This is a genomic window from Kitasatospora sp. NPDC057542, from assembly GCF_042801945.1.
Taxonomy (GTDB): Bacteria; Actinomycetota; Actinomycetes; order Streptomycetales; family Streptomycetaceae; genus Kitasatospora.
Genome location: NZ_JBHVFE010000200.1, coordinates 1 through 15,205, shown reverse-complemented (window position 1 = coordinate 15,205; position 15,205 = coordinate 1). Strand labels below are relative to the sequence as shown.

General features: G+C 71.9%; 8 protein-coding genes. 5 read left to right on the top strand and 3 right to left on the bottom strand.

The genetic code is table 11. The features are described 5' to 3' along the window. Positions 1 to 136: 136 nt before the first annotated feature. The 3 genes from ACFU7Y_RS23920 (at position 137) to ACFU7Y_RS23910 (ending at position 4,982) form a co-directional block, all read left to right on the top strand. Positions 137 to 1,357, top strand: coding sequence for an HRDC domain-containing protein (locus tag ACFU7Y_RS23920; RefSeq protein WP_380769595.1), 1,221 nt, complete (start codon positions 137 to 139; stop codon positions 1,355 to 1,357). Between the two features lie 257 nt (positions 1,358 to 1,614). Then, complete coding sequence (locus ACFU7Y_RS23915) at positions 1,615 to 2,832, top strand: acetyl-CoA C-acyltransferase (RefSeq protein WP_224282836.1); 1,218 nt, start codon at positions 1,615 to 1,617, stop codon at positions 2,830 to 2,832. A 2-nt stretch (positions 2,833 to 2,834) separates the two neighbouring features. Next, the gene (locus tag ACFU7Y_RS23910; RefSeq protein ID WP_380769594.1) at positions 2,835 to 4,982 is read left to right on the top strand and encodes a 3-hydroxyacyl-CoA dehydrogenase NAD-binding domain-containing protein; all 2,148 of its coding nucleotides are present in this window, start codon (positions 2,835 to 2,837) and stop codon (positions 4,980 to 4,982) included. 113 nt (positions 4,983 to 5,095) lie between these two features. On the opposite strand, the gene ACFU7Y_RS23905 is transcribed toward ACFU7Y_RS23910, so the two are convergent. The 3 genes from ACFU7Y_RS23905 to ACFU7Y_RS23895 form a co-directional block, all read right to left on the bottom strand. After that, entirely contained in the window at positions 5,096 to 6,655 is a 1,560-nt protein-coding gene (locus ACFU7Y_RS23905; protein WP_380769593.1) for an ArnT family glycosyltransferase, read from the bottom strand. A 173-nt stretch (positions 6,656 to 6,828) separates the two neighbouring features. Beyond that, positions 6,829 to 8,733: a 1-deoxy-D-xylulose-5-phosphate synthase gene (gene dxs / locus ACFU7Y_RS23900; RefSeq protein WP_224282839.1), complete on the bottom strand. Its 1,905-nt coding sequence runs from the start codon at positions 8,731 to 8,733 to the stop codon at positions 6,829 to 6,831. A 346-nt stretch (positions 8,734 to 9,079) separates the two neighbouring features. Beyond that, positions 9,080 to 10,258 carry an ROK family transcriptional regulator gene (locus ACFU7Y_RS23895; protein ID WP_224282840.1) on the bottom strand — a complete coding sequence of 393 codons (1,179 nt, stop codon included), beginning with the start codon at positions 10,256 to 10,258 and terminating at the stop codon, positions 9,080 to 9,082. 482 nt (positions 10,259 to 10,740) lie between these two features. Here ACFU7Y_RS23895 and ACFU7Y_RS23890 point away from each other — a divergent pair, with 482 nt between their 5' ends. Together ACFU7Y_RS23890 and pepN are read left to right on the top strand one after the other, a co-directional pair. Continuing rightward, a complete protein-coding gene (locus ACFU7Y_RS23890) occupies positions 10,741 to 12,411 on the top strand; it encodes a PQQ-binding-like beta-propeller repeat protein (protein ID WP_380769592.1) in 1,671 nt (556 codons plus the stop codon). A gap of 172 nt (positions 12,412 to 12,583) precedes the next feature. Continuing rightward, entirely contained in the window at positions 12,584 to 15,163 is a 2,580-nt protein-coding gene (pepN, locus tag ACFU7Y_RS23885) for an aminopeptidase N (RefSeq protein WP_380769591.1), read from the top strand. Positions 15,164 to 15,205 lie beyond the last annotated feature (42 nt).

Genomic DNA, 15,205 nt, shown 5'->3' with positions numbered 1-15,205 from the left:
GCGCTGTCCCAGGGGCCCGTGACGCGTTCACCGGTCCCCGGAGACCGGCGGGCGATCATCAGTCTGACCAGTCCGACAACACTCCCGGTCGCGAGGACCGTCGTACCCTTGGGGGGTGACCGACGCCGTAGCAGCCATGCCAGAAGAAGCAGCCCCGGTCCCGCTCCTCGAACCGAAGGAGGGGATCCCGCCCGTGGTGGCGGACGACCGGGCGCTGGCCGCCACCGTCGCCGCCTTCGCCGCGGGCACCGGACCGGTGGCCGTCGACGCCGAACGGGCCTCCGGCTACCGCTACGGGCAGCGCGCCTACCTCATTCAGCTGCGCCGTGCGGGTTCCGGCTCCGCCCTGATCGACCCGATCGCCTGCCCGGACCTCAGCGCGCTCGGCAGGGCCGTCGAGGACGCCGAATGGGTGGTCCACGCGGCCTCCCAGGATCTGCCCTGTCTGTCCGAGGTCGGCATGAGACCCCGGCAGCTGTTCGACACGGAGCTGGCCGGGCGGATCGCCGGCTTCGCCCGTGTGGGCCTCGGGCCGATGACCGAGAACGTGCTCGGGCTGAGCCTGGCCAAGGAGCACTCCGCGGTCGACTGGTCCACCCGCCCGCTGCCCGAGCCGTGGCTGCGCTACGCCGCTCTGGACGTCGAGGTGCTGGTCGAGCTGCGCAACGCACTCGAACAGGAGCTGGACGCCCAGGGCAAGCTCGGCTGGGCGATGGAGGAGTTCGCCTCGATCGCCGCCGCGCCCCGCCCGGCCCCGCGCACCGATCCGTGGCGCCGCACCTCGCAGCTGCACAAGATCCGCCGCCGCCGTCAGCTGGCCGTGGTGCGCGAGCTCTGGCTGGCCCGCGACCGGATGGCCCAGGACCGCGACGTCTCCCCCGGCCGGGTGCTGTCGGACGCCGCGATCGTCAACGCCGCACTGGCCATGCCGCTGAACATCGTCTCCCTGCAGGCCGTCCAGGGCTTCGGCCCCCGGGTGCACCGGCGCCAGCTGGAGCAGTGGCTGGCGGCCGTGCAGCGCGGCCGGGAGATCCCGGAGAACCTGCTGCCGCCGGCCACCGCGCCGCACGACGGACCGCCGCCGCCGCGGGCCTGGGCCGAGAAGGACCCGGTGGCCGCCGCCCGGCTCGCCGGCGCGCGCAGCGCGGTCGGCGAGCTGGCCGAGCGGTACCACCTGCCGGCCGAGAACCTGATCACGCCGGACCTGGTCCGGCGGGTCTCCTGGCAGCCGCCCTCCGACCCGGGTCCCGAGAGCGTGGCCGCCGCACTGCGCGGGCTCGGCGCCCGGAAGTGGCAGGTGGACCTGGTGGCGGCGGCGGTGTCCGCCGCGTTCGTCGCGGCCGCGGCCGCGGGCTGATCACGGCCCGGCCGATCAGGCACCGCAGGGAAGGGGATGTCGTCCGTACGGGCGACATCCCCTTCGTCGTACCCGGGAGCGGCGTTCCTGGTCGGACGGGCCGGGGAACGTGTCGGGGGACACATGGTCAGATCCCTCCGAGGGGCCTGGGCAGGTTGGTTACCGGCGGGTAGCATGGCCGTGATGCGGCGCCGCTCGGGCCTTCGACGGCGGCAGCCTGCCCACTCGAAATGTTGGTCCCTGGGAGGAGAGCCCCCGTGCCTCGTACCGCGAGGGACGTCGTCTTCGTTGATGGCGTCCGCACCCCGTTCGGCAAGGCCGGCCCGAAGGGCATCTACCACGAGACGCGCGCCGACGACCTGGTCGTCAAGTGCATCCGGGAGCTCGTGCGCCGTAACCCGAACCTGCCCGTCGAGCGCATCGACGAGGTCGCCGTCGCGGCCACCACGCAGATCGGCGACCAGGGTCTGACCATCGGGCGCACCGCCGCCCTGCTGTCCGGCCTGCCGAAGTCCGTCCCCGGCTACGCGATCGACCGCATGTGCGCCGGCGCGCTGACCGCCGTGACCACCACCGCCGGCGGCATCGCCTTCGGCGCGTACGACGTGGTCGTGGCCGGCGGCGTCGAGCACATGGGCCGCCACCCGATGGGTGAGGGCGTCGACCCGAACCCGCGGTTCGTCTCGGAGAAGCTGGTCGACGAGTCCGCCCTGTTCATGGGCATGACCGCGGAGAACCTGCACGACCGCTTCCCGCACCTGACCAAGGAGCGCTGCGACGCCTACGCCGTGCGCTCCCAGGAGAAGGCCGCCAAGGCGTACGCCAACGGCGACATCCAGCCCGACCTGGTGCCGATCTCGATCCGCAACACCAACCCCGAGGTCGGCGAGACCGGCTGGGGCCTGGCCACCGTGGACGAGCCGCTGCGCCCGGGCACCACGATGGAGAGCCTGGCGGGCCTCAAGACCCCGTTCCGTCCGCACGGCAACATCACCGCGGGCAACTCGGCCGGTCTGAACGACGGTGCCACCGCCTCGCTGCTGGCCGCCGAGGACGTCGCCGAGGAGCTCGGCCTCCCGGTCAAGATGCGCCTGGTCTCGTACGCCTTCGCGGGCGTCGAGCCCGAGGTCATGGGCATCGGCCCGGTGCCGGCCACCGAGAAGGCGCTGGCCAAGGCCGGTCTGACCATCGATGACATCCAGGCCTTCGAGATCAACGAGGCCTTCGCCGTCCAGGTGCTGTCCTTCCTCGACCACTACGGCATCGCGGACGACGACGAGCGGGTCAACCCGTACGGCGGTGCGATCGCCTTCGGCCACCCGCTGGCCTCCTCCGGCGTGCGCCTGATGAACCAGCTGGCCCGCCGCTTCGAGCAGCGCCCGGACGTCCGCTACGGCCTCACCACGATGTGCATCGGCTTCGGCATGGGCGGCACCATCATCTGGGAGAACCCGCACTTCGAGGGTGGTAAGTGACCATGACGAGCACCACTGAGCTGCTGACCCGCGGCGCCGAGCTCTTCCCCGGCGAGGTCGTCACGACCGCGCACGTCCGCCACCTCGACCTGCCGCTGCAGGCCGGCAAGCTGGCCCTGATCACCCTGGACAACGGCTTCGACCACACCAAGCCGACCACCTTCGGCCCGGGCTCGCTGCTCAAGCTGAACGAGGCGCTGGACCAGGTCGAGGCCGAGGCCGCCGAGGGCACCATCGTCGGCGCCGCGATCACCGGCAAGCCGTTCATCTTCGCGGTCGGCGCCGACCTCAAGGGCGTCGAGCTGCTCCAGGAGCGCGCGGACGCGCTGGCCATCGGCAAGGGCGGCCACGACGTCTTCAAGCGGATCGCCGCGCTGCCCGTCCCCACCTTCGCCTTCTACAACGGCGCGGCGATGGGCGGCGGCGTCGAGGTCGGCCTGCACTGCGACTACCGCACGGTGTCGGCGGGCGTCCCGGCCTTCTCGCTGCCCGAGGTCTTCCTCGGCCTCGTCCCCGGCTGGGGCGGCTGCACCATCCTGCCGAACCTGATCGGTGCCGGTAAGGCCGTCAAGGTCGTCATCGAGAACTCGATGAACCAGAACAAGCAGCTCAAGGGCAAGGACGTGTTCGAGCTGGGGATCGCCGACGCGATCTTCGAGCCGGCCGACTTCCTGGAGCAGTCGCTGCTGTGGGCCGCCAAGGTCCTCAAGGGCGACGTCGTCGTCGAGCGCGAGGCGATCGACCGCGGCAAGGCCTGGGACGACGCCGTCGCCTGGGGCCGCCTGGTCGCCGACGGCAAGGTGCACGGCGCCGCTCCGGCCGCCTACAAGGCGCTGGACATCATCGCCGCCGCCAAGGACTTCGACCTCGCGGACAAGGCGAGCCTGCAGGCCGGCTTCGACGCCGAGGACGCGGCCCTGGCCGACCTCATCATGAGCGGTGAGCTGCGCAGCGGCATCTACGCCTTCAACCTGGTGCAGCGCCGGGCCAAGCGCCCCGTCGGTGCGCCGGACAAGTCGCTGGCCCGCCCGGTCACCAAGGTGGGCGTCGTCGGCGCCGGTCTGATGGCCTCGCAGCTGGCGCTGCTGTTCGCCCGCCGTCTGGAGGTGCCGGTGGTCCTCACCGACATCGACCAGGAGCGCGTCGACAAGGGCGTCGGCTACGTCCACGCCGAGATCGACAAGCTGCTCGCCAAGGGCCGCATCGGCAAGGACAAGTCCAACCGCCTCAAGGGCCTGGTCTCCGGCTCGCTGGACAAGGCCGCCGCCTTCGGCGACGCGGACTTCGTCATCGAGGCCGTGTTCGAGGAGATGGGCGTCAAGCAGGCCGTCTTCGCGGACCTGGAGAACGTGGTCTCGCCGACCTGCGTGCTGGCGACCAACACCTCCTCGCTGTCGGTCACCGAGATGGCCTCGAAGCTGAAGCACCCCGAGCGGGTCGTCGGCTTCCACTTCTTCAACCCGGTCGCGATCCTGCCGCTGCTGGAGATCGTCCGCGGCGAGCAGACCGACGACGCCTCGCTGGCCACCGCCTTCGCCGTGTCGAAGAAGCTGAAGAAGACCTCGGTGCTGGTCAAGGACGCCCCGGCGTTCGTGGTGAACCGGATCCTGACCCGCTTCATGGGCGAGATCCAGGACATCATCGACGAGGGCACCCCGATCGCCGACGTCGAGAAGGCCGTCGAGCCGCTCGGTCTGCCGATGTCCCCGATCGTGCTGCTGGAGCTGGTCGGCCCGGCCATCGCCCTGCACGTCTCGGAGACCCTGCACGGCGCCTTCCCGGAGCGGTTCACCGTCTCCGAGAACCTCGCCAAGGTGGTCAAGGCCGGCAAGCGCGGCTTCTACACCTGGACGGACGGGCAGCAGGTCCTCGACCCCGAGGTGCTGGAGCTGCTGACCTTCGGCGACTCGGTGCTCACCGGGGAGCAGGTCCGCGCCCGCGCCCTGGAGGCCGTGGCCCAGGAGATCGGCCTGATGCTGGAGGAGGGTGTCGTCGCCGAGGCGCAGGACATCGATCTCTGCATGATCACCGGTGCCGGCTGGCCCTTCCACCTGGGCGGGATCACCCCGTACCTGGACCGTGAGGGCGTCTCGGAGCGGGTGAACGGCAAGACCTTCCTCGCCCCCGGCGTGGCCTCGGTGCCCGCGTAAGGCGGAGCCCGTACACGAAAGGAGCCCCGGTGACCGAGCGGTCACCGGGGCTCCTTTCGTGTGTACGGACGTCATCAGGCCTGTAGCCGTGTACGGACGCCTCAGTGGACGTCTCAGTGCTTGAGGCGGTAGACCACGGTGTCGGCGAAGACGCCGACCATCTCGTAGTGGGTGTCCAGCAGGTTCTCGATCCGGGGGACCATGACGGGCTGGTACGGGGCGATGCCGGAGTCGTCGACCACGACCTCGGGCAGGCCGTTGGCCAGCTCCTTGTCGAAGGTCTGCCAGGCGTTGGCGACGCTGAACTGCTCGCCGACGTTCTGGTTGCCGTCCTTGCCGCCGCTGTAGTTGGTGAGGAAGCCGGCGGTCAGGTAGCGGGTGGCGGGCTTGCGGTCGGCAAGCCAGTACAGCTCGGGGTGCATGCCCCAGACCAGCACGGTGTCCTTGGGGGTGGTCTGGGCGGCGACGGCGGTGGCGACCTCGGTGGTGCGGTTGAGCCGCTCCCCCGGCCAGGCCAGCGCCAGGCCCCAGAACACCGTGGCGGCGGCCGTGGTGTACACCAGGACGGGCTTCCAGCGGATCGCCGAGGTGGCGACCGCCCCGGTGCCCAGCAGCACCAGCGGCGGCATCAGCTGGAGGTAGTAGTGGCCGAAGAAGTGGAAGCCCACGCTGACCGCGACGACCGACGAGAGCAGCCAGACCCACAGGTCGGTGGTCGAGCCGTGCTCCTCGCCGGCCACCGGCAGCGGGCGGTGGCGGTACTTGAGCCAGAGCCGGCGCCCGACCGGGAGCAGGAAGCCCAGGCCGGCCACGCCCAGGATGGCCGAGTTGCCGAGCGCCCGGCCGAGCATCTGGAGCCAGGCACCGCCGAAGGAGGCGTAGTCGCCGCTGCCGGTGACCACCCAGAAGAGGAAGCCCTTGGGCTTGGTGAGGATCACCGCGACCAGCGCTATCGGCAGGATGAAGCCGAACCCGATCTTGAACAGTGCGGGCGGCCAGCGCACCCCGCGCCGGCGGGCGTCCTGGAACAGCATCCAGAGCACCGGCAACAGCACCGCGCCGCCGGTCTGCTTGGTCAGTGAGCACAGGGCGACCGCGATGCCCGCGGCCAGCCAGCGGCGACGTTCGGCGTACCGGAAGGCGGCCACCATGGCGGGCAGCATGAAGACCTCGAAGGTCGCCGCCTGGGTGTCCTCCGGGGAGAGCCCGATGGAGACCAGCAGGTAGAGCAGTCCGGCCCCGGCCCCGGCCCGGTTGCCCCAGCGGCCGCGGGCGATCGAGGCCAGCAGGATCGCCGTGACCAGGTGGGCCACCACCGCCAGGGTGCGCAGCGGCCAGAGCGAGGCGGAGCCGAAGACCGCGAAGCAGGCCTGGTAGAGCCAGGGCAGCAGCGGCGGCTTGCGGTCCACGACGGTGTCGTACAGCACCCCGCCGTCCGCCAGCATCCGGGCCTGGGTGGCCAGGAAGCCCTCGTCCGGGCTCCAGACGGGCCGGGCGAAGGAGGGGATGTGGGTGAGCAGCGCGACCAGCGCGAGCACCGGCACCAGCCTGGTCCAGTACCGCCCTCCTTGCCCGCCCTCGGGCAGGAGGGGCCCAGTTCGCACAACGGTGCGGACACGCTCGGGCAGGCGCTGGGCCAGTCCGGTGAGGCGGAGGCGGGTGGGGGTCGGCACGGTGGACAACCTACCGGGCGGGATCGGCGCCGGTGGCGCCGGTCCCGCCTTTCAGTGCGATTGTCAGCTTGTTTCGTGACGAACTGTTACGAAGTTACGACGAACAGTCGCCTGCGGAACGGGTGGCCGGTCCGACACGAACGAGACGTCGGCCCCTTCGTGAGGCCTTTTCGTCAGGCCCTGACCGGCGCCGCGTCCAGTTTGGCGACCAGCGCGGTCACCTTCCGTGCGATGTCCTGGGCGTTCAGGCCGATCTCGGCCAGGATCTCGGCCCGGCTGGCGTGGTCCAGGAACTCCTGCGGGATGCCGAAGTCGCGCACCGGCAGGTCCACGTCCGCGTCCCGCAGCGCCTGCGCCACGGCCGCGCCGACACCGCCCACCCGGCCGTTGTCCTCGATCGTGACGACCACCCGGTGCTCGGCGGCCAGGCCCGGCAGGGCCCGGTCCACCGGCTTGACCCAGCGCGGGTCCACCACGGTGGCGGTGATGCCCTGGGCGGCCAGCAGGTCGGCGACCTCCAGGCTGGTGGGGGCCATCGCGCCGACCGAGACGATCAGCACGTCGGCGCGGTGGGCGCCGGAGGGCTCCTCGGCGGCGCGCAGCACGTCCATGCCGCCGATCCGGCCGACCGCGGCGACGGCCGGGCCGACCGTGCCCTTGGAGTAGCGGACCACGGTCGGGGCGTCCTTGACCTCGACGGCCTCACGGAGCTGGGCCCGGACCTGGTCGGCGTCGCGCGGGGCGGCGAGCCGCAGACCCGGGATGACCTGGAGGATCGACATGTCCCACATGCCGTTGTGCGAGGCGCCGTCCGTCCCGGTGACACCGGCCCGGTCCAGAACGAAGGTGACGCCCAGCTTGTGCAGGGCGACGTCCATCAGAACCTGGTCGAAGGCCCGGTTGAGGAAGGTCGCGTAGACCGCGAACACCGGGTGCAGCCCGTTGGTGGCCATGCCGGCGGCCGCGGTGACGGCGTGCTGCTCGGCGATGCCGACGTCGAAGGTGCGGTCCGGGAAGGCCTTGGCGAAGGGAGCGAGGCCCACCGGGTGGAGCATGGCCGCCGTGATGCCGACGATGTCCTCGCGCTCGTGGCCGAGCGCGACCATCTCCTCGCCGAAGACGGACGTCCAGTCCTTGCCCGCGCTCTTGATCGGCAGGCCGGTCTCCGGGTGGATCACGCCGACCGCGTGGAAGCGGTCCTCGTCGTTGTTCTCGGCGGCGTGGTAGCCACGGCCCTTCTCGGTGAGGCAGTGCACGATCACCGGGCCGCCGAAACCGCGCGCCTTGGTCAGCGCGGACTCCAGGGCGGTCAGGTCGTGGCCGTCGATCGGGCCGATGTACTTGAGGCCGAGGTCCTCGAACATGCCCTGCGGGGCGATGAAGTCCTTGAGGCCCTTCTTGGCGCCGTGCAGCGTCTCGAACAGCTGCTGGCCGACCACCGGGGTGCGCTGGAGCGCGTCCTTGCCCCAGGACAGGAAGCGCTCGTAGCCCTGGGTGGTGCGCAGGGTGGCGAGGTGGTTGGCCAGGCCGCCGATGGTCGGCGAGTACGAGCGCTCGTTGTCGTTGACGACGATGACGACCGGCAGGTCCTTGGCATCGGCGATGTTGTTGAGCGCCTCCCAGGCCATGCCGCCGGTGAGCGCGCCGTCACCGATGACGGCGACGACCGGGTCCGCCTTGCCCTGGATCTTGTTGGCCTTGGCCAGGCCGTCGGCGTACGAGAGGACGGTGGAGGCGTGCGAGTTCTCGATCACGTCGTGCTCGGACTCGGCGCGCGAGGGGTAGCCGGACAGGCCGCCGCTCATCTTCAGGCGGGAGAAGTCCTGGCGGCCGGTGAGCAGCTTGTGGACGTAGCTCTGGTGACCGGTGTCGAAGAGGATCCGGTCGCGCGGCGAGTCGAAGACCCGGTGCAGCGCGATGGTCAGCTCCACCACGCCGAGGTTGGGGCCGAGGTGGCCGCCCGTCTTGGAGACCTCGGTCACCAGGAAGGTCCGGATCTCCTGGGCCAGTGCGGCCAGCTGTCCGGGCGTGAGCCGGTCGAGATCGCGCGGTCCCCGAATGCGGGTCAGCAGGGCCACCCGTTCCTCCTCGTTCAGTCTTCGCGGACCACGGACGGTCCGACGGACGTCGCTGCCCGGCCCGGCGGCAGGCCGACGGTCCCGGCCGGTGGCGACCGGTCGAGTCTAATGTCCGCCTGCCGGACACCGGGCGGCGCGCCCGGTTCCACTGTTCGGTTGCCGCCGTTCCGGGAGGTCGGGCGGGGTAGGCGGGTCACGCCAGGTTGACGCACGGGCGTTCGGGCATGCTTATGCGGTCAGGGCCGACCATTCGGAGTCGACTGTCCGGGATCGGCTATTCGAAGTCAATCATGTGGAGTTGACCGTTCGGGGCCGACCCGGACGACGCCGCTGCCGCCCGAAGGCGTCACGCGCGGCCCAGCGCGCCGGACTCCCCCATCTCGCTCATCACCAGGGCCAGCGCGCCGAGCACCTCGGCCCGGCCGCCGAGGGTGCCGGGGACGACCGAGAGCTGACGGGCGGCGCTCGGGATCGCGTAGCGGGCCACCGAGTCCCGGATCGGCGCGAGCACCAGCTCACCGGCCTCGGCGAGGTCGCCGCCGAGGATCACCCGGCGGGGGTTGAGCAGGTTGCACAGGGTGGCGACCCCGGTGCCGATCTGCCGGCCCGCGTCGGCGATCACCCGGCGGCAGCCGAGGTCGCCCTGCTGCGCCAGCTCGACCACCCGGGGCAGGCTGAGGTCCGGGCCGAGGGTGGAGACCAGCAGCGAGAGCAGGTAGCGGGAGCCGACGAAGGTCTCCAGGCAGCCGCGGTTGCCGCAGCGGCAGACCGGCCCGGCCTCGTCCAGGGTGATGTGCCCGATCTCACCGGCGGTGCCGCCCGGCCCGCGGTAGATCTGGCCGTTGACCACCAGCCCGGCGCCGACGCCGCTGGCGACCTTGATGTAGGCGAGGTCGCTCAGCCCGCGGCCGGCGCCCCAGACCAGCTCGCCGAGCGCGCCCAGGTTGGCGTCGTTGTCCACGTGCACCGGCATGCCGAGCCGCTCGCCCAGCTCCCGGCCCGGGGCGATGCCCGTCCAGCCGGGGAGGATCGCGGTGGAACCGAGCGCGCCGGTCTCGACGTCGATCGGGCCGGGCACGCCGAGGCCGACGCCGATCACCTTGTCGGGGCGGAACCCGGCCTGCGCCAGCAGCCGCTCGACCATCGCCTCGGCGCGGTCGAAGCCCTGCTGGGCGGAGACGTCGACGTCGATCGGGGCGCTCTCCTCGGCCAGCACCCGGTGGGCCAGGTTGCCCACCGCGACGCGCAGGTGGGTGTGGCCGAAGTCGATGCCGACGACGATGCCGGCGTCCCCGCTGAGCGAGACGCTGCGGGCGCGGCGGCCGCCGGAGGAGGTGTCGGCGACCACGACGGTGCCGCTCTCCTTCAACTCCCGCACGATGTTGGACACGGTGGCCGCGGACAGTCCGGTGCCGCGGGCGATCTCGGCCTGGGTCAGCGAGCCGGCCATCCGCACCGCGCGGAGCACCCGTTCCAGGTTCGCCCGGTGCAGCGACGACTGCGAGCCCGGTGTGTCCGTCGACATGATCCACCCTCCCAGGGCGGGGACCCCTCCGCCGGGCGTCCCCTTCAACTCCTGAAGGGTACGGCCCGGGCGCCCGGGCGGGGATCCCGGCCGGGGCGGACGGGCGCACCCGGGGGCGCGGACGGCGGCCGACCGGCGCGGACCACGGCGCGTGGGCCGCCGGGCGCCCGGTGTGGGGGCGCAGTGATCGGGAGGTGGAGGTGTTGCACGGCCCGGGCCCGCAGGGAGGGGGACCAGCGGTCCTGGCCGCGGCCGAAAACCACACACCACTACCATGGTGCCCAATTCTCACCCGTCCCATCGGAGCCGTGGACGGCACCGGCAGGGGGACGCTTCCATACATGACGGGGAATCAGATGGCAGGGGATCACCCTACGCCGGGGGCGGGCGAAACGCCCGGCAGCGGTCCGCAGGACAACCGGGGCGTCTCGTTCGGGCGCCCGCCAGGCGGCGGTGTGGATCCGGCCGCCGTCGCGGACCAGATGACGCAGCTCGACGGCGCGGCCGTCCCGGGCCCGGCCGCGCCCGCCGGCCCGCCGCCCGCCCAGCCGCCGGCACCGCCCGCACAGCCACCTGCGCAGCCGCCCGTCGGCAGCCCGGAGTACACGGCCTACGCGCCGACCGCGACCGGGTTCCCCACCCAGGCCCCGCCGCCGCCCGGCGGCGCACCGGTCGGCCCGTACGACCCGGTCCCCAGCGCTCCGTACGGCGCCCCGGACGCCGGGCAGGCCTACAACGCCGGCGGCTACAACTACGCGCAGCAGCCCGGGTACAGCTACCCCGGCGCGCCCGTCGCTCCCGTCGCGCCCAAGCAGCGCAACCCCGTGATGCTGTGGGGCGGGATCATCGGCGGTGTGCTGGCGATCTCGATCGTGGTCGCCCTGGTCGTCCTGCTCAAGGGCCCCGGCCCGGAGCCCGATCCGGCCCCCGGCCCGATCAGCACCGGCACCACCGACGACGGCGGGACCAGCAACGGCCCCACCCCCGGCCCCGGTCCCAAGGGCGGCACCTTCACCGTCGCCTGGAGCGTCCCCAAACCGGCCAACGCGGACAGCGCGAACCAGCTGCTCGGCGCCTGGGGCACCGACAAGCTCGCCGTACGCGTCGACAGCTCGGGCATCAGGGGCTACAACCTGGCCGACGGCAAGGAGGCCTGGACCATCCCCGTCCCGGCCGGCAGCAAGGAGATGTGCACCGCCTCGTACGGCGCCAACTCCAAGGGCGTCGCCGCCGTCTCCTTCAACACCGGTGACAGCGACTGCTCCACCGTCGGCGCCGTCGACCTGGCCCAGGGCAAGCTGCTCTGGACCGTCAAGGTCTCGGCCGACCGGATGTCCTCGCCGACCCTCAGCGTCACCGAGAACGTGGTCGCCATCGGCGGCAACACGGTCGGCGCCCTGAACATCGCCAACGGCCAGCCGGCCTGGCAGTACCAGCCGCGCGACAAGGACTGCATCCTGCGCGGCAAGGCGGCCGGCGTCCAGATCGCGGTCAGCGACCGCTGCTACGGCACCAGCGGCCCGAAGTCCCAGCTGGTCATCGTCAACGCCGAGACCGGCAAGCCGGCCAGCACCCCGGTCACCCTCACCGGCAGCATCGAGCAGGTCGACTCGGTCGTCCAGGACAAGCCGCTGGTGCTGCTGATGTCCAACGGCCCGCAGGGCGACTACATCCTGCCGTTCGACAAGGACAACAAGCCGGGCAACCAGATGTCCGTCAAGGAGCCCGGTTCGGACAGCCTGCGGCTCTCCGGCCAGGACGAGGCCCTCACCCGCAACGTCGTCAGCGGCACCACGCTGTACGTCCAGGTCAGCGGCAGCAAGTCGGGCATCAACGCCTACGACCTGAACACCGGCAAGCGGCTCTGGTCGGCCAACTCCGGCTCGGCCGGCAACGACATGCGCCTGGTGGCCGGGACCGACAAGGACGGCAAGGTCCGCGCGATCGTCGACCAGGGCTACAACAAGCCCGCCCGGCTGGTGACGCTCTCGCCGACCGACGGCTCGATGACCGACCTCGGCACCATGACCATGCCGACCAGCATGAGCATCGGCAGCAGCAGCTCCGAGTACCTGATCGCGGACGACGGCGCCGTCTACGCGTTCCGCCGCTACAGCGCCAGCGACGGTCCGCTGACCAAGTGGAAGAAGTGACCCCGGGGTGACACCGGGGCCGACGCCGGGGGCGTGACCCTCGTCGCGAGCCGCACGGGCGGGGCGGGTACGGGCTGATCGCCCGGGCCCGCCCCGCCCGTGATTATTCGGCCGCCCCGTCCGTTGGACGTGCGAGGATTCGGACCATCAGTCTGACAAAGGAGTGCAGCGAGTGCCCGGCACAAACCTGACCCGTGAGGAGGCCCGCACCCGGGCCGACCTCCTCCACGTGGACGCGTACGACATCGAGCTCGACCTCGGTTCGGCCCGCGAGGGCGGTACCTTCCGGTCCACCACCGTGGTCCGGTTCACCGCCACCACCCCCGGCGCGGAGACCTTCATCGACCTCGTCGCCCCGAGCGTCGAGGAGATCACCCTCAACGGCGTGCGGCTCGACCCGGCGAGCTTCGTCGACAGCCGCATCCCGCTGCCGGGCCTGGCGGCCGAGAACGAGCTGCGGGTCGTCGCGAACTGCGCGTACACCAACACCGGTGAGGGCCTGCACCGGTTCGTCGACCCGGTCGACGGCGAGACCTACCTGTACACCCAGTTCGAGGTGCCGGACGCCCGCCGGGTCTTCGCCACCTTCGAACAGCCCGACCTGAAGGCCGCGTTCGCGTTCACCGTGACCGCGCCGAAGGGCTGGGTCGTGGTCTCCAACTCGCCGACCCCCGAGCCGGTCGGCGACGGAGACACCCAGGTCTGGACGTTCGAGCCCACCGGCCGGATCTCCAGCTACATCACCGCGCTCGTCGCCGGCCCGTACGTCGGGGTCTTCGACACCTACGAGAACGGCGAGCAGAAGGTGCCGCTGGGCGTCTACTGCCGGCCCTCGCTGCGCGAGTTCCTGGACCCGGAGGCCGTCTTCGAGGTCACCAAGCAGGGCTTCGACTACTTCCAGGAGAAGTTCGACTTCCCGTACCCGTTCGCCAAGTACGACCAGCTCTTCGTCCCGGAGTTCAACGCCGGCGCGATGGAGAACGCGGGCGCCGTCACCCTGCGCGACCAGTACGTGTTCCGCTCCAAGGTCACCGACGCCGCGTACGAGGCCCGTGCCGCGACGATCCTGCACGAGCTCGCCCACATGTGGTTCGGCGACCTCGTCACCATGGAGTGGTGGAACGACCTCTGGCTCAACGAGTCCTTCGCGACCTTCGCCGAGGCCGTCTGCCAGGCCGAGGCCCCCGGCTCCAAGTGGCCGCACTCCTGGACCACGTTCGCCAACCAGATGAAGACCTGGGCGTACCGGCAGGACCAGCTGCCGTCCACCCACCCGATCATGGCGGACATCAACGACCTGGAGGACGTCCAGGTCAACTTCGACGGCATCACCTACGCCAAGGGCGCCTCGGTGCTCAAGCAGCTGGTGGCGTACGTCGGCCAGGACGCCTTCTTCCAGGGCGTGCAGGCCTACTTCAAGCGCCACGCCTGGGGCAACACCCGGCTCAGCGACCTGCTCGGCGCCCTGGAGGAGGCCAGCGGCCGCGACCTCAAGGCCTGGTCCAAGGCCTGGCTGGAGACCGCCGGCATCAACGTGCTGCGGCCCGCCGTCACCGTCAACACCGACGGCGAGATCGAGTCCTTCACCGTGCTCCAGGAGGCCCCCGCGCTGCCCGCCGGCGCCAAGGGCGAGGCCGTGCTGCGGCCGCACCGCATCGCGATCGGCCTGTACGAGCTGAACGGCGACGCGCTGGTGCGCACCGACCGGATCGAGCTGGACGTCGACGGCCCGCGCACCGAGGTGCCCGAGCTGGTCGGCCGGCACCGCCCGGCCGTCGTGCTGCTGAACGACGACGACCTCTCGTACGCCAAGATCCGGCTGGACGAGGACTCGATGGCCGTCGTCACCGAGTACCTCGGCGGCTTCACCGACTCGCTGCCGCGCGCGCTGTGCTGGGCCTCCGCCTGGGACATGACCCGCGACGGCGAGCTGGCCGCCCGCGACTACCTGTCGCTGGCGCTGTCCGGCATCGGGCGTGAGAGCGACATCGGCGTGGTGCAGTCCGTGCACCGCCAGGTCAAGCTCGCCCTCGACGCCTACGTCGACCCGGCGTGGCGCGAGGAGGGCCTCGACCGCTGGGCCGCCGCCGCGGAGGAGCACCTGCGCGCCGCCGAGCCCGGCAGCGACCACCAGCTGGCCTGGGCCCGCGCCCTCGCCGCGGTCGCCCGTACGGACGGTCAGCTGGGCCTGCTCGCCGGGCTGCTGGACGGCTCGGTGGAGATCAAGGGCCTCGCGGTGGACACCGAGCTGCGCTGGACCCTGCTCACCCGGCTCGCCGCCACCGGCCGGGCCGACGAGGCCCTCATCGCCGCCGAGCTGGAGCGGGACAACACCGCGGCCGGCCAGGAGCACGCGGCCACCTGCCGCGCCGCCCGGCCGACCGCCGAGGCCAAGGCGGAGGCCTGGGCGTCGGTGGTGGAGTCCGACAAGCTGACGAACTATGTGCAGGAAGCGGTCATCGCCGGCTTCCAGCAGTCCGACCAGCGCGAGCTGCTCGCGCCGTACGCGGCGAAGTACTTCGCGGCGGTGAAGGGCGTCTGGGAGACCCGCAGCCACGAGATCTCGCAGCAGATCATCGTCGGGCTGTACCCGGCCCTGCAGGTGACGCAGGAGACGCTGGACACGACCGACGCGTGGCTGGCCTCGGCCGAGCCGGCGCCGGCGCTGCGGCGCCAGGTCGTCGAGGCGCGGGCGGGCGTCGAGCGCGCGCTCAAGGCCCAGGCGGCCGACCGTGCGGCGGGCGCCCGCTGACGGTGCGCGAACACCCCGAAGGGGCGCCGGACGGGATCGTCC

Bases quoted from the DNA above. Each gene is read 5' to 3' on its own strand.
- ACFU7Y_RS23895 (WP_224282840.1), bottom strand. From the start codon at position 10,258: ATGTCGACGGACACACCGGGCTCGCAGTCGTCGCTGCACCGGGCGAAC.
- ACFU7Y_RS23910 (WP_380769594.1), top strand. From the start codon at position 2,835: ATGACGAGCACCACTGAGCTGCTGACCCGCGGCGCCGAGCTCTTCCCC.
- ACFU7Y_RS23920 (WP_380769595.1), top strand. From the start codon at position 137: ATGCCAGAAGAAGCAGCCCCGGTCCCGCTCCTCGAACCGAAGGAGGGG.
- ACFU7Y_RS23890 (WP_380769592.1), top strand. From the start codon at position 10,741: ATGACGCAGCTCGACGGCGCGGCCGTCCCGGGCCCGGCCGCGCCCGCC.